Raw genomic sequence first — 20,751 nt, 5'->3', positions numbered from 1 at the left:
GAACATCACCGCGCCTGCTCTCCGAGACAAAACCACGAAACCAGCCACACCCGAAACGGCGCAGCCCCTCGCACCGCGAACGGCAGATGTGGGAATGGGCACTGCACACGAGGTCAGGGGCCGCACCACGAAACCCATGGGGCACGCCATTGCGCTGCCCTGCAAGCCGGTAACGGCAGATACCAGCAGAACCGCTGCCCATACGACGAAACCAGCACCCTGCGCACCCGCGATTGCTCTGCCCCCGGCAGGGTCGGCTTTCTTCTCGTTAGTCTTCTTTGCCGAAGCAAARAAGAGTGACCGGCGTCCCCCGCAGGGGGATGTCGTACGCACTTGGGTGCAATAACCATCGCCGATCAAAGAAACTGCGACCACCCCAGCAGAGGGATGTTGTAAGGCTCTCGGGTCCAAAGGCCATCGCCTCAAACAAACAAGCCACCAACTAAATCCGCCCCGCAGGCACCAACTCATCCACCAAATCCCTCATATGCCGCCAATGCGACCCCTCCCAAAACACCCTCTGACAGCACCCGCAAGTCACAAACCGCTCCTGCCGCGCAAACACGCCCGCCGGCACGCGGCCATCCACCTCGGCCTTGCCGATCGGCCGCAGCGGCACATTGCAATCCAGGCACAGCGAGAACGGCCGCGCGCTGCGGGCCAGGTCCAGTCGCGCGAAGATCTCGCGCAACTGCGGCGTGGCCTTGATGGCGCGCACATAGCAGCCGTGGGTGACGCCGCGGCGCTTGAGCAGTTCGCGGTCACGCGTGAGCACGATGCGTCCCTCGCGCATGGCGATGGCCTCGATCTCGCTATCGGCGAAATGGTTGTCGTAGAGGGTGTCGAAGCCGGTCAGCCGCAGCAGGTGGGCCAGCCCGCCCAGATGGGCGTCGGCAACGAAGCGCGTGGTGCGTAGTGGCTCGTCGCGCACGCGCAGCAACGGTGTGACGTCGAAGGCTTCGAACTTGGGATAAACGGACACGCGGTCGCCATCCTGCAGCGGGCGCTCGAATCCACATGACTCGCCGTTCACCAGGATCAGCTCGACCTCGGTGTGCGGTACCCCCAGCGCCTCGATCATGTGCTTGACGGTGGCGGCGCGCGCGCAGGCGCAAACGCAGTCCAGTCCGCGCTGCGCACGCGGCAGGAAGTCGTTCAGTTCCTCGTAGAAACGAAACGTAGCGGTGACGGCGGTGACCATGAGCCAAAGTATGCCACCGCGCGGCCGGGTGCCGGAACGGGTTCCGGTCCGCCGTTCAGCCAGCCTGGTTGGCCAGCCGCAGCGTGGATTCCACCGACAGGCGCGCCCAGGCCGTCATGGCCTCGGCCGACTCCAGGCAGGCCGGCGGCGCGCTCAGGTAGTGAAGCATGGCGATCTCGCGCCCGGCACGGTTGTAGCGGAACGGCTCGCCGCCCTCGGCCTTGAAACGCGCCCGCGTCTTGTCGTCGACTTTCAGGAAGCAGCGCCCGCCCAGGACCAGCGCGAACACCAGGCCGTCGTAGTACAAGGCATGGCCGCCGAACATGCGGCGCGAGGTGATCGGCCCGATGCGCGCCGCCAGCGGCCCCATCAGTTCGAGCAGATGGTCGATGAAGGGATCGGGGCGGCGTGGCATCGCGTCTGGCGCTGAGAGATGCCTTAGAGCTTCAGGCGCTGCCAGATCGCCTTGGTCGCGCTGGCCGTGTTGAGCGTATAGAAATGCAGCCCCGGTACGCCGGCCGCCAGCAAACGCTCGCACAGCGCGGTGACCACGTCCAGGCCAAAGGCGCGGATCGATTCGCGATCGTCGCCAAAGCCTTCCAGCCGCTTGGCCACCCAGCGCGGCACTTCGGCGCCGCACATCTCGGAGAAGCGCATCAGCTGCGAGGAATTGGTGATCGGCATGATGCCCGGCACGATCGGCACTTCCACGCCCATGGCGCGCACGTCGTCGACGAAGCGGAAGTACGCGTCGGCGTTGAAGAAGTACTGGGTGATGGCGGAGTCGGCGCCGGCCTTGACCTTGCGCACGAAATTCTCGAGATCGTGGCGCGGCGACTTGGCCTGCGGGTGGTACTCGGGATAGGCCGCCACTTCGATATTGAACCAGTCGCCGGTCTCGGCGCGGATGAATTCCACCAGCTCATTGGCAAAGCGGAACTCGCCGATCTCGCCCATGCCCGATGGCATGTCGCCGCGCAGCGCCACGATATGGCGGATGCCGCCATCGCGATAGGTCTTGAGGATATCGCGGATGCTCTCGCGCGAGGAACCCACGCACGACAGGTGCGGCGCGGCCTCGATGCCTTCGCGCTGGATTTCCAGCACGGCATCCAGCGTGCCCTGCTGGGTGGTGCCGCCGGCGCCGAACGTCACCGAGATGAACTTGGGATGCAGCGGAGCGAGTTGCGCACGCGTGTTGCGCAGCTTCTCGGCGCCCTCCGCCGTCTTGGGCGGGAAGAATTCGAAGCTGAAGTAGCGGTCTTGCATGATGGTGGCGCGCCGCCTATGGCGCGGCGCGCTGAAAAATTGGCATGGGACGCCAGCAGGCGTCAGGCGCTGCGGCGCTCGCCCAGCAGCAGGCTGGATAGCGCCCAGGAGATCACGCTGTAGAGGATCGAGCCTAGCAAGGCCGCGCCAAAGCCGGTGACCACGAAACCGGCCAGCAGCTTGCCCACGAACAGGAACAGCAGCGCGTTGATCACGAAGATAAACAGGCCAAGCGTCAGCAGCGTCACCGGCAAGGTGAGGATCACCAGGATCGGGCGGATCAAGGTATTCACCAGGCCGAGCACCAGGGCGGCAATCATGGCCGAGCCGAAGCCGCCAAGATGAATCCCATCGATCAGGCTACCCACCAGGAACAGCGCGGCGGCATTGATGATCCAGACGGCCAACAGTCTCATGACGACTCCTTCGCTTGGGTGAAACGGATTCGGGGCAGCACGCCCGCGGCGTGGGCACGCCGCGGGTTGACGATCCGGGGATCGGTCAGAGACAGATCAAAAGCCGATCTGCTGATCAGCGGATCAATAGCGGTAGTGATCGGCCTTGTACGGGCCTTCCTTCTTCACGCCGATATAGGCTGCCTGCTGCTCGGTCAGCTCGGACAGTTGCGCGTTGAGCTTCTTCAGCTGCAGGCGCGCGACCTTCTCGTCCAGATGCTTGGGCAGCGTGTAGACGCCGACCGGGTACTTGCCGCTATCGCGTTCCTGCCACAGTTCGATCTGGGCGATGGTCTGGTTGGCGAACGAGCTGCTCATCACGTACGACGGGTGGCCCGTGCCGCAGCCCAGGTTCACCAGGCGGCCCTTGGCCAGGATGATCAGCTTCTTGCCCGGCTGGTCGCCAACCGCGGGGAAGACCACATGGTCGACCTGCGGCTTGATCTCGTCCCACTCGTACTTTTCCAGCGAGGCGATGTCGATCTCGTTGTCGAAGTGRCCGATGTTGCAGACGATGGCCTGGTCCTTCATCTTGGCCATGTGGTCRTGSGTRATGACGTGGTAGTTGCCGGTGCAGGTGACGAAGATGTCGGCCTTGTCGGCAGCGTATTCCATGGTCACCACGCGGTAGCCTTCCATCGCGGCCTGCAGCGCGCAGATCGGGTCGACTTCGGTCACCCACACCTGGGCCGACAGGGCGCGCAGTGCCTGCGCGCTGCCCTTGCCCACGTCGCCGTAGCCGGCCACCAGCGCAACCTTGCCGGCGATCATCACGTCGGTGGCGCGCTTGATGCCGTCCACCAGCGATTCRCGGCAGCCRTACAGGTTGTCGAACTTGSWCTTGGTSACCGAGTCGTTGACGTTGATGGCGGGGAACTTGAGCTCGCCCTTTTGCGCCATCTGGTACAGGCGGTGCACGCCCGTGGTGGTTTCCTCGGTCACGCCCTTGATGGCGTCCAGATTACGGCTGTACCAGGACGGGTCCTTGGCCAGCTTTTCCTTGATCGCGGCGAACAGGAAGGTCTCTTCCTCGCTGCCCGGCTTGGCGATCAGCGATGCGTCCTTCTCGGCGCGGGCGCCCAGGTGCAGCAGCAGCGTGGCGTCGCCGCCGTCGTCSAGGATCATGTTGGGGGTGCCGCCATCCGCCCAGTCGAAGATGCGATGGGTGAAGTCCCAGTATTCCTTCAGCGATTCGCCCTTGAAGGCGAACACCGGCGTGCCCGAGGCGGCGATGGCCGCGGCAGCATGGTCCTGGGTCGAGAAGATGTTGCACGAAGCCCAGCGCACGTCGGCGCCGAGCGCGGCCAGCGTCTCGATCAGCACGGCGGTCTGGATGGTCATGTGCAGCGAGCCGGCGATGCGCGCGCCCTTCAGGGGCTGGGCGGCGGCGAACTCGTCGCGGATGGCCATCAGGCCGGGCATCTCGGTCTCGGCGATGGCGATTTCCTTGCGGCCCCAGCCTGCGAGGTTGATGTCGGCCACCAGGTAGTCGTTCTTGAGGTCAGTCACTGCGTTCATGTTTCACTCCGATGAAGAGTGGCGACGAAGGACAAGTGCGGGGGATACGGCCGCGCCATGCCGTGGCGGAAAAAGCCACTTTGCATAACGGGCGGATAGGTCGACTCGCCTCCGTGTATGTGCCACGGATCAGCGAGCGCCGTTGAAGACAGTCCGAGCCTGGCGAATGGCACAATGGGGCCCATTCGTTGCAACGCTCCTCGGAGTGGCGGTATTGTAGCCTGCCAAAAGGCGCCGCGCATTGCCGCCAACACGTTTTTTATTTGCCGCCCGTCCGATACATGACCCAGACGACACACCGCCCCCCGCGCACCCTGACCATCGCCGGCTCCGACTCGGGCGGCGGCGCCGGCATCCAGGCCGATCTCAAGACCTTTGCCGCGCTGGGCTGCTTCGGCATGAGCGCGATCACCGCCATCACCGCCCAGAACACCCTGGGCGTGACCGGCGTGCACGCCATCCCGGCCGACATGGTGGCGGCGCAGATCGACGCGGTGGCCAGCGATATCGGGGTGGATGCGGCCAAGACCGGCATGCTGGGCACGGCGGCCATCGTCGAAGCGGTAGCCGCCGCGGTGGACCGCCACGGCATCCGCCGGCTGGTGGTGGACCCCGTGATGATCTCCACCTCCGGCGCCACGCTGGCGGACGACGCCACCACCCGGGCCATGGTCAGCCTGCTGTTCCCGCGCGCCGCGCTGGTCACGCCCAACCTGCCGGAAGCGTCCTATCTGCTGGGCCGCAAGATCACCCGGCGTGACGAAATGGAGCAGGCGGCACGCGACCTGGCCGCGCTGGGCTGCCCGGCGGTGCTGCTCAAGGGCGGGCACCTGGAGCCGGAAGATGCCGGCCTGGACGACCTGCTGCTGGGCGCCGACGGCACCGTGCGCGTGTTCTCCCATCCACGCGTTGAAACCCGCAACCTGCATGGCACCGGCTGCACGCTGGCGGCGGCCATCGCGGCGCAACTCGCGCGCGGCGATACGCTGGAAGATGCGGTGGAAGTGGCGCTGGATTTTGTGGCCGATGCGATCGTGGCGGGCGCCGACTTTGAGCTTGGGGCGGGCAACGGGCCGCTGAACCACGGCTTTGCGCCGCGGGTACTGGGGTGAAACACGAGCAGCCCCCCCAATGCGAAGCGAAGCGAGCCGTGACGGCGTTAGAGGCCGTATGGGGCGCCTTCTTTGCCTACTTTCTTGGCAAGCCAAGAAAGCAGGTCGCTCCCCGCAGGGGAGTGAAACTGCCTTTGACTTTGACTTTGACTTTGAGCTTTCAGGCCCTTATCGCACCATGCCCACCCTGACCCACATCGACCTGCGCACCGACCCCGCCGCCGCCCCCTACCAAAAGCATGAAGTCGTCCAGGTAGCCTTCGCCAAGGAACCCGGCGAACTCATCAGCCTCGAAGGCCCCAACCGCTACCAGCCCGGCGACGCCATCATCACCGGCTCCACCGGCGACCGCTGGGTCGTATCGCGCGAGCGTTTCGACCCGAAGTACGAACCGCTGCAAACCGGCACGCACGGCCAGGACGGCGCCTACCGGAACATCCCGGGCGTCGTGCTCGCCAAACGCATGAACGAAGCCTTCAGCATTGCCCGCTCCACCGGCGGCGACGTACTGCATGGCGCGGCCGGCGACTGGCTGATGCAGTACGCCCCGAACGACTACGGCATCGTCCAGCAGGCGCGCTTCGCCCAAGTCTATCGTCCGGCCAGCGGCAACGCCTGAAGCGTCAGTCGCCGCCGCTGCTCAGCGGCACCAGCTTGAACGCCGCGCGCGCCACGCACACCACCTCGCCGGCGGCATTCTTCACTTCGCCTTCGCAAAAAGCGATGCGCGCGCCGCGCCGCATGCAGCGCGCTTCCAGGTGCAGTTCACCGCGCGCGGCGGCCAGGAAGTGCGTGGACATATCGATGGTGATCACGCCGGTATCGAGCGGCGCATGCGAGCGCGCCGCGCCGCTGAGCGTGAAATCCAGCGTCGCCATCAAGGTGCCGCCATGTACGTCGCCCCGGCTGTTGACCAGGAACGGGCTGACCGGCAGGCGCGTGCGGCACAGGCCCGCCTCCATCTGCACGGGTTGCAGGCCGAGATGGCGCATCAGCGGCACGTCGATGCCGAAATAGGGCTTCTCGGGCGTGCCCGGCGCAACCGGGACAATCTGAGCGGGACTTTCCAAAACAGGGTTTCCTTGTTCGAGTTCTGCGAATTCCACCACGGCCTGGCCTTCGGCCACGGCATCGCCGGCCGCAATCGTAACGCCAACGCGATGCGCATGGTGCGGACCTGGCCGTTCACCGCACGCTCTTGTGCCCTACAGGATCTCCCGGACGAACCACGCATTGAAGCGGTAAAGCGCAATGGACGGAATCACGACAAACAAGAGCAGGCTGACGACTGCGCGCCGGGTTCTATAGAGGTAGAGCGCCATCAGATCGCGCAGCGCGTAGCTGGCGACCAGCACCAGCAGCGGAATGTAGGCCAGCAGGCAAAACAGGAATATCCAGACAAGGACACCGCCCTGCAACGCGTGGTCAAGAAAACCAACGCCGTCCATCCAGCGCGCATCCCCTGCACTGAATGTGACAAGCAGCATCAACAAGGAAGCGACCAGAGTGGGACAGCGCAGCATTCAGGTCGGCTCTTTCGCTTCGCCCGGCTCACCATCGAGCAGCACGCGCAGCACGGCGATGGCCTCCATCAGCGTGGTTTTGCCCGAGCCGTTCTCGCCGACCAGGAAGGTGACCTTGGGATGCATCGCTATCGCATCCAGCGTGCGCACCGCCAGCAGGCAGAAGGGATAGCGCTCGAAGCTGTCGACGATGTCGCGCCGCAGGCAGACGCGGCTGATGAACTGGGGCGAGATCACGGTGTTCGCCGGGGTGGATGACACGGCGCTATCGTAACGCAATGCGGCGCCTGCAGCACCAGGCGCATGGCAATGCGCTGCCGCAGGCCAAGAATGGCCTCGTGCGTCAGCACGGCGGCCAGCCGGGGGCAGAGGCCGGCGTCGTCGAGCCGGCGAAAGCCGAGGCGCGCATAGAACGGCGCGTTCCAGGGGAGGTGGCTGAACGTGGTGAGGCCTAGCGATTGCACGCCCTGCTGACGGAAAGAAACGGCTACGGCGTTCACCAGTGCGCGGCCGAAGCCGCGGCGGGCATGGATGGGATGCACATCCATCTCGTCGAGGTAGGCGTGATGTCCATGCAGGCTGGCCAGCGCGAAGCCGGCGACGGTGCCGTCGGTGGCGATGGCAACCCACAGGCGGCACTCGCGCTGCGCGCGCCGGAAGTCTTCGATCGGGGTGACTTGCTCGCGCAGCGCCGCTGGCAGGTCAACCGCAGGGAATAGCGCGGCGGCGGCGCGTTCGATGGCGGGGAGAGTGGATATGTCCGCCGGCGTGGCAAGGCGGATGTCTGCAGGTGGCATGGGTGTTATGGCAGTGGTGGCGGGCCCGGGTTCCCGCCTGGCCAACCTACGGGCCGGAGGCATTCATGCCTCCGGGAACATTCCCAGCAGGTTGCTCACCGCGGCCGGCACATCCGCCGCCTCGGTAATCGCGCGGACCACCGCCGCGCTGCCCACGCCCGCGGCCAGCACCTGCGGCAACCGTGCCGCGTCGACGCCTCCGATGCCCACCAGCGAAGGCACCACGGGCCGCATCAGCCTGACGTACGCATGGAAGCGCCCCAGCCCCTGCGGCGCGGTCGGCATCACCTTGGTGGTGGTCGGGAAAATCGCGCCCAGCGCCAGGTAGCTCGGGCCGATCATCGCCACGCGCAGCATCTCCGCATAGCCGTGCGTGGACACACCAAGCCGCAGCCCGGAGGCGCGCAGCGCATCGAGGTCTGCTTCGTCGAGATCTTCCTGGCCGAGGTGGATACCGTAGATGCCGCTGGCCGCGCTGTCGTTGCCGTGGCTGGCGTGATAGTCGATAGCCGCACGCCAGTGGTCGTTGATAAACAGGCGCGACGCGCTGCCACGCGCGGCGTTCGCAGCGCGCTCGATTTCACTGCGCACGGCCTGCGCATCGTCCGACTTGAAGCGCAACTGCACCGTGGGCACCGCCAGCGGCACCAGGCGCTCGATCCACTCGGCACTCGGCACCACCGCATACAAGCCCAGCGGCGGGCACGGCGCGAATGGCTCGACGCGCGACTCCGGCGCGACCAGCGCGGCATGGCGCACGCGTGGGAATCGCGCGAATTCCACCGGCCATTCCTGCGAGCCGGGCTGCCATGCACGCGCCAGGCAGAGTGCGTCATGCGCGGGAAAATGCAGTGCCAGGCAAGCYAGCAGCACGGCCACGAAGGCCGGCGAGTGCGCGGTGTCGCCGTCGGCATGGGCGTTGAACACCCAGGTGCCCATCGGCGAGCGCACGGTATCGCTCCATTGCCCGCCCTCGCGGTCGCTTTCGATGGCGATGGCGCCGGCGGCGCCGATGCGCGCCAGCGTGCCGGCATCGGCTTCGCCGTCGAACAGCACCACGTCGGCATCGCCGAGCGCGGCGGGCACGGCGGCCTGCGTCCATACGCGCCACGCTTTCTCATTGCTGCCGAATGTGGCGCCGTAGCGCGCCAGCAGTGTGTCGTGCAGCGCGGCGTCGACACCGGCCTGGATACTGTGGCTCGTCATGCGCGGTCCTCCACGCCTTCGGCGTGCCAGAACGGCATGCCCACCACCGGCGTGCTCGCCTGCGCAATGTCGCGCTCGGGCATGGGGCCGGCCAGGTAGGCGGTGCGGCCGGCGTCGACGGCCAGCGCGAAAGCGCGGGCCATGTTCACCGGGTAGGCGGCTTGCGCCACGGCGGTGTTCAGCAGCACGCCGTCGTAGCCCCACTCCAGTACCTGGGCTGCATGCGATGGCAGGCCAAGGCCGGCATCGACGATCAGCGGCGTATCCGGCAGCCGTTCGCGCAGCAGGCGCATGGCGTGCGGGTTGACGGCGCCCTTGCCGGTGCCGATCGGCGCGGCCCAGGGCATCAGCGCCTGGCAGCCGACATCAAGCAGCCGGCGGCACAGCACCAGGTCTTCCGTGCAATACGGCAGCACCTTGAAGCCTTCCTTGATCAGCGTCTCGGCCACGGCAGGCAGGTTGAGCGTATCGGGCTGCAGGGTGTAGTCGTCGCCAACCAGCTCGAGCTTGATCCAGTCGGTCTCGAACACCTCGCGCGCCATCATGGCGGTGGTGATGGCTTCCTGCGGCGCCATGCAGCCGGCGGTATTGGGCAGTACCGGCACGTCCAGCGACCTGAGCATCTGCCAGAAGGCCTGGCCGCCCTCGCCTTCTCCGACCGCGCCCTGGCGGCGCAGCGCCACCGTCAGCATGGCAGGCTTTGCCACTTCCACCGCGGCCTGCAAGGTGGCGGGAGACGGATAGCGCGCGGTGCCCAGCAACAGGCGCGAGGCGAACGACTCGCCATAGAGCACGAAGGGATCGCCGAGCAGGTCGCGGCGCGATTCAGCGGTATTGAGGGTCATGTTGGGTCAGCCTCCCGTCACGGGTTGCACAAGGTCGATGCGGTCGCCGGCGGCGAGCGCGGTGGCCGCATGCGCGGCGCGCGGCACGAACTGGCCGTTGAGCGCGGCGGCAAAGGGCGGCGCGATGCCGGCGCCAGCCACCGCGTCGGCCAGGGTGGCGTTGTCGGCAAGAGCCAGCGGACGGCCGTTGAGCACGATATCCATGGGCGTTCTGTTCTGTTCCGTTCAGTGCAGCACCGGCGAGCCGGCAACGGTATCAAGCGCGGCCACGATCATGCCGGGCCAGCGCAGCGCTGCCGGCACGGCATAGGCCGCGGGGTCGTCATCGAGCAGGGCCCGCACTACCTGGCAGGCTGCCTCGGTGACTGCCGGCGCGATCAGGAAGCCATGCCGGTACAGGCCGTTGAGGCGCACGATGCGGGCATGCTGGTCGACGCGGATGGCCGGCAGGTGGTCCGGGCGCGTCGGGCGGCGCTGCACATTGAGTTCCAGCACGCGCGCCTCGCCGAACGCCGGATGCAGCGAATACGCCGCCGACAGTAGTTCCAGCGCCGAGCGCACGCTCATCGGCGAATCGTCCTCGCTTTCGAGTTCAGTGGCGCCGATCACGTACAGATCGTTGGGCTTGGGCGCGATATAGATCGGATAGCGCGGATGCAGCAGGCGCACCGGGCGATGCAGCTTGACTTCGGGCGCGTGCACGCGCACCACTTCGCCGCGCAGCCCGCGCAAACCCGGCATGCTGCCGTGCGCGGCCGGCTGCCCGGGCCACGCCGCGCGCGCGCCAAGGCCGCGGCAATCCAGCACCACGCGTGCGCAGATGCCAAGCGCCGGCAGGTCGCCGGCCTCGACTTCGCCGGCTTCCCACACGCAATGCAGGCCGCCGCCAACCGCGCAGGCCAGCAACGCGCGCAACGTGCCGCGATTGTCGAGCTGGCCTTCACCGGCCAGCAGCAGGCCCTGGGAAAAGCGGCCCGCCAGCGCAGGCTCGAGAGCGGCCACGCCGTTGCCGTCGAGCGCGCGCATGCGCTCCGCCACCAGCTCGGGCGGCGCCACCGCGCGCACGCGGCTGGTGAACAGCGACATCTCGCTGCGGTCGCGGGTATGCCAGACCACCAGCGTGCCGTCCTCCTGGAAGAACACCGGCTCCGGCAATTCGGCCACCCAGGCGCGCCACAGGTCGACGCTGGCGGTGCCCAGCTCGACGATGCGGCGCTCGGCGATGGCGGATTCCGCCAGGGGCGCCAGCATCGCCGCCGCCACATGCGCGGCCGAGCCGGCGCCATCGGGGCCGGCGCGTTCGACCAGCGCCACGCGCAGGCCGGCACGTACCAGTTGCCAGGCGGAAAGGCGCCCGGCCAGACCGGCGCCGAGCACGGCCACATCAAACGACTGCGTTGTCATGGGGATGGTTGTGCCGGTGCTCGCCGCGACTGCGCGGCGGCGCGCCGGCCTCCTTTAAGTCATGGCGTGCCCTGTCCATCGGGAAGGGCACAGAACTTCGCATGCGGCGCCCACGTTGGCGAGCGCCGCACCCATTGCATTGCCTTACGAGTAGATCTTGCTGCCGCTCTTGACGAACTCGATCGACTTTTCCTGCATGCCTTTCTCGGCTTCCGGCTTGAGCGAAGCGGCGTAGTCGCGCACTTCCTGCGTGATCTTCATCGAGCAGAACTTGGGACCGCACATCGAGCAGAAATGCGCGATCTTGGCGCCTTCGGCCGGCAGCGTGGCGTCGTGGTACGAACGCGCGCGTTCCGGGTCCAGGCCGAGGTTGAACTGGTCTTCCCAGCGGAACTCGAAGCGCGCCTTGGACAGTGCGTTGTCGCGCAGCTGCGCGCCCGGCCAGCCCTTGGCAAGGTCGGCCGCGTGGGCGGCGATCTTGTAGGTGATGATGCCTTCGCGCACGTCTTCCTTGTCCGGCAGGCCCAAGTGCTCCTTCGGCGTGACGTAGCACAGCATGGCCGTGCCCATCCAGCCGATATTGGCCGCGCCGATGCCGCTGGTGATGTGGTCGTAGCCGGGGGCGATGTCCGTCACCAGCGGTCCGAGCGTGTAGAACGGCGCTTCGTAGCAGTGCTTCAGCTCTTCATCCATGTTGGCCTGGATGCGCTGCAGCGGCACGTGGCCCGGGCCTTCGATCATGACCTGCACGTCGTGCTTCCAGGCCTTGTCGGTCAGCTCGCCGAGCGTGCGCAGTTCGCCGAACTGGGCGTCGTCGTTGGAGTCGGCGATACAGCCGGGACGCAGGCCATCACCGAGGCTGAACGACACGTCGTACGCCTTCATGATTTCGCAGATCTCGTCGAAGTGCGTGTACAGGAAGTTTTCCTTGTGATGCGCCAGGCACCACTTGGCCATGATCGAACCACCGCGCGAGACGATGCCGGTGACGCGGTCCGCGGTCATCGGCACATAGCGCAGCAGCACGCCGGCGTGGATGGTGAAGTAGTCCACGCCCTGCTCGGCCTGCTCGATCAGCGTGTCGCGGAACATTTCCCAGGTCAGGTCCTCGGCGATGCCGCCGGTCTTGTCCAGCGCCTGGTAGATGGGCACCGTGCCGATGGGCACCGGCGAATTGCGCAGGATCCACTCGCGGGTTTCATGGATGTGCTTGCCGGTGGACAGATCCATGATGGTGTCGGCGCCCCAGCGGATCGACCACACCATCTTTTCCACTTCCTCGGCCAGCGACGACGTCACGGCGGAGTTGCCCAGGTTGCCGTTGATCTTGACGCGGAAATTGCGCCCGATCGCCATCGGCTCCAGTTCGGTGTGGTTGATGTTGGCGGGAATGATGGCGCGGCCGGCGGCGATTTCCTTGCGCACGAATTCCGGCGTCATGTCTTCCGGGCGCAGCGGCAGCGCGGCACCCAGCGCATTGCCGGGGTGCTGGCGCAGCAGCGCCTTGTATTCGGGCTTGTCGTACAGCGCTTGCAGGTTCAGCGACTCGCGCAGCGCCACGTATTCCATCTCGGGCGTGATGATGCCGCGGCGCGCATAGTGCATCTGCGACACGTTGGCGCCGGCCTTGGCGCGGCGCGGGTTGGTCAGCTGGGCAAAGCGCAGGTGCGCGGTGGCCGGATCAGCGGCGCGTGCCAGGCCGTATTCCGACGACAGGCCGGACAGCACTTCGGTGTCGCCTCGCTCTTCGATCCACTTGCCGCGCACCGATGGCAGGCCGGCCTTCAGGTCGATATGGATGTCCGGATCGCTGTACGGGCCCGAGGTGTCGTACACGGGAATCGGCGGATTGGACATCTCGCCCTTGTCCGTGCGCGTGGACGTCTGCAGGATCGTGCGCAGCGGCACGCGGATATCGGGGCGGCTGCCGGTCAGGTAGGTCTTGCTGGATGCCGGATAGGCGAATTTTTTGTCGAGATCGGTTTCAAGCGACTCGAAAGATGCGGCGGGGGCGGTATTTGTGCGGGCCATGGGTGTCGTCCTCTCTCTTGCGGGGATGGACGAAACCAGGAGCCCTGTGAGCATGGCCGCGGCGCCGGGGCCGGGATCATGTGCCTTGGAGAAGGCAGGAGCTTTTCGGTAACCATGAAACTTCCCACGCCGGTACTAGCCGGATCGGGTTCGAAGGGACTCTCTCAGCCGCACGGCCCATCCGTACGGCACCCCTGTTTCATCCAACGGGGTGAATTTAAGCACAAGGCTCGGAGCTTGACCACCCCTGTTTCAATCTGGAGTGTCGTGCGTCAAGGTATGGCTGAGGGCCATGCGGCCCCCAGGCATTAACATGTACACCATTACGCTGCAACGCACCATGACTTAGCGTGCGCATGCACTGCCATTCGAACACCATTCGAACACCGCCGCGATTTCAAGCCTTGAAGGTCACCCAAGGCTTCAACCGCGCCACTGCTTCGATCAGCCCGGCCTCTTCCTGTGCCTGCCGCACCGGACCGATCGGCTTGTAGGCCTCGGGCGCTTCTTCCACCCTGCGCTCCTCGCGCAGCGTGACGCAGCGCCACCCGGCGTTGGCATGATCGCTTTTCAAGCGGCGCAAAGCCTGGCGCCGGACACTGCGGCCGGCTCCGTGGCTGCATGACGAGAGCCAATCGGTGTGACCCAAACCGCTCACTATATAGGAAGCATCCCCCATGGAACCGGGGATCAGGGCCAGGTCGCCGTGATGCGCGGGTGTCGCGCCCTTGCGGTGGATATTGAGGCCGTTTTCGCGCAGCACCACGTTATGCGGCACGTCGACCACCAGCCGTGAAGCCGTCGCGCCGCACAACTCGGCCAGTTCCTTGCGCACGAGTTCGGCCAGCACCACCCGGTTGGCCCAGGCATAGCGTGCCGCCGTACCCATGGCCACCAGGTACTCGTGCGCCAGGCTGCCCGCCAAGCCGTACAGCCCGCTCGTCGGATGCTTCAGGCCTGCGGGCCAGGCCTGGCGCGCCCGGTCCATCCAGCGCCGGCCCACGTAGAAGCCGACATCGCGCGAGCCGCTGTGGATCATCGCCACGACATCGCCGGGCGCCAGGCCGACGCGATATGCCGCGTGCCTGTCGAAGATCTCGTCCACCACCTGCAGTTCGACAAAATGATTGCCCCCGCCCGGCGTGCCGAGACAGGGATCGCGAAAGACCTCGCGATTGCCGACGTGCGCATCCGGCGCATAGCGGGCACTCCCGCCAAACGCATCCAGTCCGACGCAAGCGGCAAGTTCGGCCTCCAGCCGGGCACGATCGACCTGCGCCCACAAGCCTTGCGGCGCCACGCGATCGATGAACGCGGCGGGTCCCTCGTCGAATAGGGCGCGGAACGCGGCGCTATGCACCGGCATGTCGCGGCCGTTATCGAGCAGCGCACGCGTCAGCCTGCTCACAAGGGCATCCTGCTGCGGCAGCAGGGCGGCTTGCTTCAGGCTTGTAGTAATCAGGCGCATGCCGCAATTGATGTCGGTACCAATCGCGGCGGGAATGACGAAATCCGCGTCGGTGGCAACGATCGATCCGACCGGCGCGATGCCGCCGGGATGAAAGTCCGGCGTGGCGCAGGCTTTGCAAACGCCATGGTGGCCGTCCGGCGAACGCACCGCGGCAAAGTCGAGCAACTGCCGTACGGCTTTCGCTTCCAGGGGAAGCGTGGCGGGCAACAGCACGGAGGCTTGCGCGTGTTCGTTGCGCAGGTGATAGACACCCTGGATGCGCTCGACATGGATGCCCTGGCGCTGCAGGGCTTTTTCAAGACGGGGAAGGGAAGACATGGCTGCCGGGAATACAAGGTACGGGGGTGCCTCCGGCGGACCGGGGCAAAAAGTACCTTCTGCGCAGCAGCGTCGAGAAAGGAGCGTGCAGTGTATCGCCGGGAAGCGGCGAACGGCAAGCGCCCGGCCCGCGAGCCCAGCCATGACGGCGCAAAGTGTTGGGGGCCGGACACAGTGCAAGCCCACGCACATAGCGCGCCGCTTGCTCTACCATGCAATCAGACATGCCCATGCGCAACGCTCGCAGAAGACCGCACAGGAGACCTCATGACTGAAGCTGCCACCCACCGCGTGTTCAACCAGGTCCCGGACCTCACCGGCCACAACCTGTTCACCGGCGACCCCGCCTTGCGCGACGCGCTGGAGCGGCTTGGCGGCGGCTGGCACGCCAGTGCGCTCGATGTCTTCGGGGCGCGCCTGGGCAAACCCGATGTCCARCAGTGGGCGGCCGAGGCCAATCGCCACGCGCCCGAGCTGCATACGCACAGCCGCACCGGCGAGCGCATCGACGAAGTGGAATTTCCGCCGGCATGGCACGCCTTGCTGGCCCTGCTGCGCAGCCAGCAGTTGCAGGCGCTGCCGTTCGCGCAGCCCAGGGAGGGCGCGTGGGTGGCGCGCGCCGCCGGCTATTTCCTGCAGGCGCAGGCCGAATCCGGATCCCTGTGCCCGCCCACCATGACGTTCGCCAGCATCCCGGTGCTGCAGAAGGAAGCGGCGCTGTTCGCGGAACTGGGGCCGAAACTGTTTGCCACCGAGCACGATCCGCGCGACCTGCCCTGGCGCGACAAGCATGCCGTGATGATCGGCATGGGCATGACGGAAAAGCAGGGCGGCTCCGATGTGCGCAGCAACACCACCGTCGCGCGCGCCGTGCGCGGCGAGGGCCGCGGCGCCGAGTACGCGATCACCGGGCACAAGTGGTTTTTCTCCGCGCCGATGTGCGATGCCCACCTGGTGGTGGCGCGCATGGGCGCGGAGGACGGGCCGCTGTCGTGCTTCTTCGTGCCGCGCTTTCGCGACGACGGCAGCAAGAACCCGGTGCAGATCCAGCGTCTCAAGGACAAACTGGGCAATCGCTCCAACGCCAGCAGCGAAGTGGAATTCCGCGAGGCCACCGGCATCCTGATCGGCGAGGAAGGCCGCGGCATCCCGACCATTATCGAGATGGCCACCTATACCCGGCTGGATTGCGTGATCGGCAGCGCCGCCATCATCCGCGCGGCGCTGGTGCAGGCCATCCACCACGCGCGGCACCGCATGGCGTTCGGCCGCCTGCTGGCGGAGCAGCCGCTGATGCGCAACGTGCTGGCCGACCTGGCGCTGGAAAGCCAGGCCGCCACCCTGCTCATGATGGAACTGGCACATGCTTTCGAGCGGGCCGATGCCGATCCGCTGGCCGCCGCCTGGAAGCGCATCGTCACGCCGGCGGCCAAGTTCTGGGTCTGCAAGCGCGCCATAGAGGTGACGGGCGAAGCCATGGAGGTATGGGGCGGCAACGGCTACGTGGAGGAAGGCCCGATGGCCCGGCTGTACCGCGAGGCGCCGGTCAACTCGATCTGGGAGGGCTCCGGCAACATCATGTGCCTGGACGTGCTGCGCGCGCTCCAGCGCAATCCCGAGGACGCGGGGCGGCTATTGCAGGACCTAGGACGGCGCGCCGGCGGCCATCCGGCGGTGCGCGCCGAACTCGCCTCGCTGCAGGCGATGCTGCGCGACGCGCCGGAACATCTCGAAGCCGGCGCGCGGCGCTTTGCCCAGGGCCTGGTGCTGACCGCGCAGGCGGCGCTGATGCTCGCCCATGCCGACACCGACGATGCCGAGCGCTTCGTGGCCAGCCGGCTTGGACGCCAGCATGGCCGCGTGTTCGGCACGCTGGAGGGCGACGAAGCCGCGCTGGCGGGCGTGGTGGCGCGCGCATGGCCGGCGTGAAGCCGCCGGTGCATCGCCGCGCGTGAACGCCCAGAGGCGCCCAGGCAGCTGACACGGCCGCACGCTGTCATGCTGGCGCATGGCGCGATTCGTCCGTGCGCACCTGGCCTCGCAACATACCCCCCGGATTAATTCCCCGCCTCGCTACAGCCAAGGCCAGTGATGCCGTAAACCGTTGATATAAAGGGCATACATTTAATACATAAGTGCCCGATAGTCATCTTTAAATATCAAGCGGAGCGCCTTGCCGCGGCGGGCGCCGACATCCCGACATGAACATCAGCCAACGCCTGCTACTTTCCTTATCTCTTGCCCTGTTCGCCTTGCTCGGGGTGGGCCTTGGTGGCATCTGGCAACTCCACCAGTCGGAACAGCGCTTCGAGTACTTCAACAACAACACGCTGGACAGCGTGCGCATCCTTGTCAGCCTCAAGGACGACGTCAACACCATGCGCATCGCGCTTTACCGGCATACCATGACCGACGACCTCAAGGGCAAGACTGAAGCCGAACAGTCGCTCGCCAGTGCGGACCAGCATTTCGACACTACCGCCGCCAAATACGAACGCGCGGATATCTCCGACGAGACTGATCGCAAGATGCTCGAGGCTGACCGGGCCGCCCTCAAGCGCTACCGCGCCGGACGCGCCGCCTTGCTGGAGAAATCGCACGCCAACGATTACGCAGCCGCGCAGGCCATGCTCGTGAGTGGTGAACTGCATGAGGCGTCGACCGCGATGCGCAAGACGATCGAGGATCACATCGCCTACAACGCGGAACTGGGCGAGCACGCCGTCCTGAGCAATCGCGAGCAGTACCACACTGCAGTCATGGTGTTCTCGGTCTTGATCGCCGTAGCCGTGCTGGGCACCGGTTTCCTGGCGGTGACGCTTTACCGGCGCATCCATGGCAGCCTGGCCGAGATCGAGCAGACCCTGGAATACGTCAGCGACTCCCTTGACCTCGCGCGCCGCGCGCCGGTCGGGCGCATGGATGAAATCGGCCGCACCGCGGCCGCCTTCAACCGCTTGCTCGAACGCGTGGCGGTGGCGCTGCACGAAGTGCGTCATTCGACCGAATCCGTGGGCGTGGCGGCACGCCAGATCGCCGCGGGCAACACCGACTTGTCGGCGCGCACCGAACAGCAGGCGGCCTCGCTGGAGCAAACCGCATCGAGCATGGAGGAGCTGACCACCACCGTGCGGCAGAACGCCGACAATGCGCGCCAGGCCAGCGGCCTGGCCGGCAATGCCGCCAGCGTCGCCGAGCACGGCAGCGCCGCGGTTCAGCAGATGGTGCAAACCATGGGCGCGATCAGCACCAGCTCCAGCCGCATCGCCGAAATCACCAGCCTGATCGAGGGTATCGCCTTCCAGACCAATATCCTGGCACTGAATGCCGCGGTGGAAGCCGCGCGCGCCGGCGAACAGGGCCGGGGCTTCGCGGTGGTGGCGGGCGAAGTGCGCAGCCTGGCGCAGCGCTCGTCCAGCGCCGCCAAGGAAATCAAGGACCTGATCGACAGCTCGGTCGACACCGTGCGCACCGGCTCGGCACAGGCCGAGGACGCCGGCAAGACCATGGGCGAAGTCCAGAATGCAGTAAAGCGCGTGTCCGACATCATTGCCGAGATTGCCGCGGCCTCCGACGAGCAGAGCGCCGGCATCGAACAGGTCAACAAGGCGGTCGGCCAGATGGACGAGGTCACGCAGCAAAACGCCGCGCTGGTGGAAGAAGCCGCCGCCGCGGCGCAATCGCTGGACGACCAGGCCGGCAAGCTGCGCGATACGGTGTCGACCTTCCGGCTGGCGAACGCGGCCTGACGGCGCAGTATCTTCGCAATGCCGGCCCGAGAGCCAGCGCGAGTCCGGCCCGGCGCCGGGCCGGGGCTCACACCGCCAACACCTCCGCCATGCGCAGTACCACGCGGGGACCGTGCCGGATCAGGTCATGCGCGCGCTCGCCGATCATGATGGCCGGCGCATTGGTGTTGCCGCCGATCAGCGTCGGCATGATCGACGCGTCCACCACCCGCAGCCCTTCCACACCCCGCACGCGCAGTTGCGGGTCGACCACCGCGTTCTCATCCATACCCATGCGGCAGGTGCCGACGGGATGGTAGATGGTGTCGGCATGCGCGCGGATCATCTCGCGGATCGCGCTGTCGTCGCTGCCATCCGCGCGCAGGTGCGCGGAATACAACTCCTTGCCGCCGAACGCCGCCAGTTGCGGCTGCGCAAGGATGCGGCGCACGATGCGCACGCCCGCCACCAGGCCGTCGAGGTCACTCGGGGCGGACAGGAAACGCGGATCGATCAGCGGCGCCTCGCGGATATCGGGCGAGGCCAGCCGCACCTCTCCCCGGCTTTTCGGGCGCAGCACGCAGACGTGGCAGGAATAGCCGTGGCCGAAGCGCAGGCGGCGCATATGGTCGTCGGCCATGCCGACCACGAAATGTAGCTGCAGGTCCGGTTCTTCCAGTCCGGGATCGCTCTTGAGGAAAGCGCCCGCCTCGGCGAAGTTGGAAGTCATCATGCCGGTGCGTTCGCGCCGGTATCGCAGGATCTCCGCCAGCATGCGGAAGGCGCCGCCCACCGACACGCCGAACAGCTCCGATGCCGCCACGCGCTTGTGCACGATGACGTCGAGATGGTCCTGCAGGTTGGTGCCCACGCCTGGCAGGTCATGCACCACGGGAATGCCCAGCTCGCGCAAATGCGCCGCCGGGCCCACGCCCGACACCATCAGCAGTTGCGGCGAACCGAACGCCCCTGCCGACACGATCACCTCGCGGCGCGCCCGCAGCACGGTCTCGCGGCCATCCAGCCGCACCACGACGCCCACCGCGTGGCGGCCTTCAAACTCGATGCGCAGCACTTGCGCGCCCGTCAGCACATGCAGGTTGGCGCGGCCGCCATTGCTGGCGCGGTCGGCGGCATCGCCGCGGTGCAGGTAGGCGCGCGCCGCGTTCCAGCGCTCGCCGCCGTGCTGTGTCACCTGGTACCAGCCCGCGCCTTCCTGGTCCACGCCGTTGAAATCATCGTTGCGGCGGTAGCCGGCCTGCTGGGCCGCCTCGATGAAACGCTGGCCAAACGGATTGGGCGTGCGCAGGTCCGACACATGGAGCGGACCGCTGCCGCCGTGCAAGGGATCGTCGTCGCGCCCGGCCACGCGCTCGTTGCATTCCGCGCGGCGGAAATAGGGCAGCACGTCGTCCCAGGCCCAGCCATCGCACCCGGCCATGGCCCAGCCATCGTAGTCGGACGGCGTGCCCCGCGTGTAGATCATGGCGTTGAGCGAGGAACTGCCGCCAAGGCCACGCCCGCGCGGCTGGTAGCCGCGGCGCCCGTCCAGCCCCGGCTGCGGCACGGTGTGGTAGCCATAGTTGCGGCTGCCGGCGCGCGGCAGCAAAGCCGCGCAGCCTGCCGGCGTCGACACCAGCACATGGTGATCGTGGCCTCCGGTTTCGAGCAGCGCCACGCTGTCGCTGCCGCTGTCGGCCAGGCGCCCGGCCAGGGCACACCCCGCCGAACCGCCGCCAACGACAAGATAGTCAAAGGTGGTTTCCATCCGTCTCCCCGCGTGGTCGGAGGTCAGTCTGCCGGGGTTGCGCCGGACGCTGGGGCAGGCCGGGCATGCCGGGCAACCCGGTCTGGCGGGCACGCCGAGAGCATG

Annotated in this window: 19 protein-coding genes, 1 pseudogene and 2 riboswitches; of the genes and pseudogenes, 4 read left to right on the top strand and 16 right to left on the bottom strand. The window is 66.9% G+C overall.

The features are described 5' to 3' along the window. Window positions 1–442: 442 nt before the first annotated feature. The 5 genes from AC1DKD_RS13005 to ahcY form a co-directional block, all read right to left on the bottom strand. A complete protein-coding gene (locus AC1DKD_RS13005; protein WP_441635689.1) occupies window positions 443–1,201 on the bottom strand; it encodes a Mut7-C RNAse domain-containing protein in 759 nt (252 codons plus the stop codon). A 55-nt stretch (window positions 1,202–1,256) separates the two neighbouring features. Further along, entirely contained in the window at window positions 1,257–1,616 is a 360-nt protein-coding gene (locus AC1DKD_RS13000; protein ID WP_276289833.1) for a TfoX/Sxy family protein, read from the bottom strand. A 23-nt stretch (window positions 1,617–1,639) separates the two neighbouring features. Beyond that, window positions 1,640–2,470, bottom strand: coding sequence for a methylenetetrahydrofolate reductase [NAD(P)H] (metF, locus tag AC1DKD_RS12995; protein WP_045236164.1), 831 nt, complete (start codon window positions 2,468–2,470; stop codon window positions 1,640–1,642). Between the two features lie 62 nt (window positions 2,471–2,532). After that, complete coding sequence (locus AC1DKD_RS12990; protein ID WP_035870441.1) at window positions 2,533–2,886, bottom strand: phage holin family protein; 354 nt, start codon at window positions 2,884–2,886, stop codon at window positions 2,533–2,535. 123 nt (window positions 2,887–3,009) lie between these two features. Next, complete coding sequence (gene ahcY / locus AC1DKD_RS12985) at window positions 3,010–4,443, bottom strand: adenosylhomocysteinase (protein ID WP_477143355.1); 1,434 nt, start codon at window positions 4,441–4,443, stop codon at window positions 3,010–3,012. A 127-nt stretch (window positions 4,444–4,570) separates the two neighbouring features. Next, window positions 4,571–4,651, bottom strand: a riboswitch (S-adenosyl-L-homocysteine riboswitch). Window positions 4,652–4,724: 73 nt separating this feature from the next. On the opposite strand from ahcY, the gene thiD reads away from it, so the two are divergent. Continuing rightward, entirely contained in the window at window positions 4,725–5,555 is an 831-nt protein-coding gene (gene thiD, locus AC1DKD_RS12980; protein ID WP_441635685.1) for a bifunctional hydroxymethylpyrimidine kinase/phosphomethylpyrimidine kinase, read from the top strand. A gap of 178 nt (window positions 5,556–5,733) precedes the next feature. Next, the gene (locus AC1DKD_RS12975; protein ID WP_441635683.1) at window positions 5,734–6,174 is read left to right on the top strand and encodes a PGDYG domain-containing protein; all 441 of its coding nucleotides are present in this window, start codon (window positions 5,734–5,736) and stop codon (window positions 6,172–6,174) included. A gap of 4 nt (window positions 6,175–6,178) precedes the next feature. Here the strand turns inward: AC1DKD_RS12975 and AC1DKD_RS12970 are convergent, their stop codons facing one another. The 10 genes and pseudogenes from AC1DKD_RS12970 to AC1DKD_RS12925 all read right to left on the bottom strand — a co-directional run bounded on the left by AC1DKD_RS12970 (window position 6,179) and on the right by AC1DKD_RS12925 (window position 15,150). Next, entirely contained in the window at window positions 6,179–6,625 is a 447-nt protein-coding gene (locus AC1DKD_RS12970) for a PaaI family thioesterase (RefSeq protein WP_045236253.1), read from the bottom strand. A gap of 135 nt (window positions 6,626–6,760) precedes the next feature. Further along, complete coding sequence (locus tag AC1DKD_RS12965; RefSeq protein WP_441635681.1) at window positions 6,761–7,078, bottom strand: hypothetical protein; 318 nt, start codon at window positions 7,076–7,078, stop codon at window positions 6,761–6,763. Window positions 7,079–7,129: 51 nt separating this feature from the next. Further along, window positions 7,130–7,315 (bottom strand): annotated as a pseudogene (locus AC1DKD_RS12960) (AAA family ATPase); the annotation flags it as partial. After that, complete coding sequence (locus AC1DKD_RS12955) at window positions 7,312–7,875, bottom strand: GNAT family N-acetyltransferase (protein ID WP_441635679.1); 564 nt, start codon at window positions 7,873–7,875, stop codon at window positions 7,312–7,314. The gene AC1DKD_RS12955 and the pseudogene AC1DKD_RS12960, both read right to left, overlap by 4 nt. A 63-nt stretch (window positions 7,876–7,938) precedes the next feature. Further along, the gene (locus tag AC1DKD_RS12950) at window positions 7,939–9,081 is read right to left on the bottom strand and encodes a thiamine phosphate synthase (RefSeq protein ID WP_441635677.1); all 1,143 of its coding nucleotides are present in this window, start codon (window positions 9,079–9,081) and stop codon (window positions 7,939–7,941) included. Next, window positions 9,078–9,926: a thiazole synthase gene (locus AC1DKD_RS12945; RefSeq protein WP_441635675.1), complete on the bottom strand. Its 849-nt coding sequence runs from the start codon at window positions 9,924–9,926 to the stop codon at window positions 9,078–9,080. Before AC1DKD_RS12945 ends, AC1DKD_RS12950 begins: the two co-directional genes overlap by 4 nt. A 6-nt stretch (window positions 9,927–9,932) precedes the next feature. Further along, window positions 9,933–10,130: a sulfur carrier protein ThiS gene (thiS, locus tag AC1DKD_RS12940; RefSeq protein ID WP_035868404.1), complete on the bottom strand. Its 198-nt coding sequence runs from the start codon at window positions 10,128–10,130 to the stop codon at window positions 9,933–9,935. Window positions 10,131–10,151: 21 nt separating this feature from the next. Continuing rightward, window positions 10,152–11,330 (bottom strand): FAD-dependent oxidoreductase, encoded by a 1,179-nt coding sequence (locus AC1DKD_RS12935; RefSeq protein ID WP_477103458.1) that lies wholly within the window; start codon window positions 11,328–11,330, stop codon window positions 10,152–10,154. A gap of 144 nt (window positions 11,331–11,474) precedes the next feature. Continuing rightward, window positions 11,475–13,361, bottom strand: coding sequence for a phosphomethylpyrimidine synthase ThiC (gene thiC, locus AC1DKD_RS12930; RefSeq protein WP_477103457.1), 1,887 nt, complete (start codon window positions 13,359–13,361; stop codon window positions 11,475–11,477). Between the two features lie 104 nt (window positions 13,362–13,465). Further along, window positions 13,466–13,567: riboswitch (TPP riboswitch) on the bottom strand. A 191-nt stretch (window positions 13,568–13,758) separates the two neighbouring features. Further along, the gene (locus AC1DKD_RS12925; RefSeq protein WP_441631517.1) at window positions 13,759–15,150 is read right to left on the bottom strand and encodes an RtcB family protein; all 1,392 of its coding nucleotides are present in this window, start codon (window positions 15,148–15,150) and stop codon (window positions 13,759–13,761) included. Window positions 15,151–15,417: 267 nt separating this feature from the next. Here AC1DKD_RS12925 and AC1DKD_RS12920 point away from each other — a divergent pair, with 267 nt between their 5' ends. Together AC1DKD_RS12920 and AC1DKD_RS12915 are read left to right on the top strand one after the other, a co-directional pair. After that, complete coding sequence (locus tag AC1DKD_RS12920; protein WP_441631515.1) at window positions 15,418–17,079, top strand: acyl-CoA dehydrogenase family protein; 1,662 nt, start codon at window positions 15,418–15,420, stop codon at window positions 17,077–17,079. A 272-nt stretch (window positions 17,080–17,351) separates the two neighbouring features. Next, complete coding sequence (locus AC1DKD_RS12915; RefSeq protein ID WP_441631513.1) at window positions 17,352–18,899, top strand: methyl-accepting chemotaxis protein; 1,548 nt, start codon at window positions 17,352–17,354, stop codon at window positions 18,897–18,899. Window positions 18,900–18,966: 67 nt separating this feature from the next. On the opposite strand, the gene AC1DKD_RS12910 is transcribed toward AC1DKD_RS12915, so the two are convergent. After that, window positions 18,967–20,646: a GMC family oxidoreductase gene (locus AC1DKD_RS12910; protein ID WP_441631511.1), complete on the bottom strand. Its 1,680-nt coding sequence runs from the start codon at window positions 20,644–20,646 to the stop codon at window positions 18,967–18,969. Window positions 20,647–20,751 lie beyond the last annotated feature (105 nt).

Source organism: Cupriavidus sp. 05T313 (genome assembly GCF_056396665.1).
The sequence above is the reverse complement of the archived record's forward strand: the minus strand, read 5'-3'. Positions and strand labels throughout refer to the sequence as shown.

What these genes read in the sequence shown, in the direction of transcription:
- thiC (WP_477103457.1), bottom strand. Translation starts at nt 13,361, where the DNA reads ATGGCCCGCACAAATACCGCCCCCGCCGCATCTTTCGAGTCGCTTGAA.
- thiS (WP_035868404.1), bottom strand. Translation starts at nt 10,130, where the DNA reads ATGGATATCGTGCTCAACGGCCGTCCGCTGGCTCTTGCCGACAACGCC.
- AC1DKD_RS12910 (WP_441631511.1), bottom strand. Translation starts at nt 20,646, where the DNA reads ATGGAAACCACCTTTGACTATCTTGTCGTTGGCGGCGGTTCGGCGGGG.
- AC1DKD_RS12965 (WP_441635681.1), bottom strand. Translation starts at nt 7,078, where the DNA reads ATGCTGCGCTGTCCCACTCTGGTCGCTTCCTTGTTGATGCTGCTTGTC.
- AC1DKD_RS12975 (WP_441635683.1), top strand. Translation starts at nt 5,734, where the DNA reads ATGCCCACCCTGACCCACATCGACCTGCGCACCGACCCCGCCGCCGCC.
- AC1DKD_RS12925 (WP_441631517.1), bottom strand. Translation starts at nt 15,150, where the DNA reads ATGTCTTCCCTTCCCCGTCTTGAAAAAGCCCTGCAGCGCCAGGGCATC.
- AC1DKD_RS13005 (WP_441635689.1), bottom strand. Translation starts at nt 1,201, where the DNA reads ATGGTCACCGCCGTCACCGCTACGTTTCGTTTCTACGAGGAACTGAAC.
- AC1DKD_RS12990 (WP_035870441.1), bottom strand. Translation starts at nt 2,886, where the DNA reads ATGAGACTGTTGGCCGTCTGGATCATCAATGCCGCCGCGCTGTTCCTG.
- metF (WP_045236164.1), bottom strand. Translation starts at nt 2,470, where the DNA reads ATGCAAGACCGCTACTTCAGCTTCGAATTCTTCCCGCCCAAGACGGCG.
- AC1DKD_RS12915 (WP_441631513.1), top strand. Translation starts at nt 17,352, where the DNA reads ATGAACATCAGCCAACGCCTGCTACTTTCCTTATCTCTTGCCCTGTTC.
- thiD (WP_441635685.1), top strand. Translation starts at nt 4,725, where the DNA reads ATGACCCAGACGACACACCGCCCCCCGCGCACCCTGACCATCGCCGGC.
- AC1DKD_RS12935 (WP_477103458.1), bottom strand. Translation starts at nt 11,330, where the DNA reads ATGACAACGCAGTCGTTTGATGTGGCCGTGCTCGGCGCCGGTCTGGCC.
- AC1DKD_RS12955 (WP_441635679.1), bottom strand. Translation starts at nt 7,875, where the DNA reads ATGCCACCTGCAGACATCCGCCTTGCCACGCCGGCGGACATATCCACT.
- AC1DKD_RS12945 (WP_441635675.1), bottom strand. Translation starts at nt 9,926, where the DNA reads ATGACCCTCAATACCGCTGAATCGCGCCGCGACCTGCTCGGCGATCCC.
- AC1DKD_RS13000 (WP_276289833.1), bottom strand. Translation starts at nt 1,616, where the DNA reads ATGCCACGCCGCCCCGATCCCTTCATCGACCATCTGCTCGAACTGATG.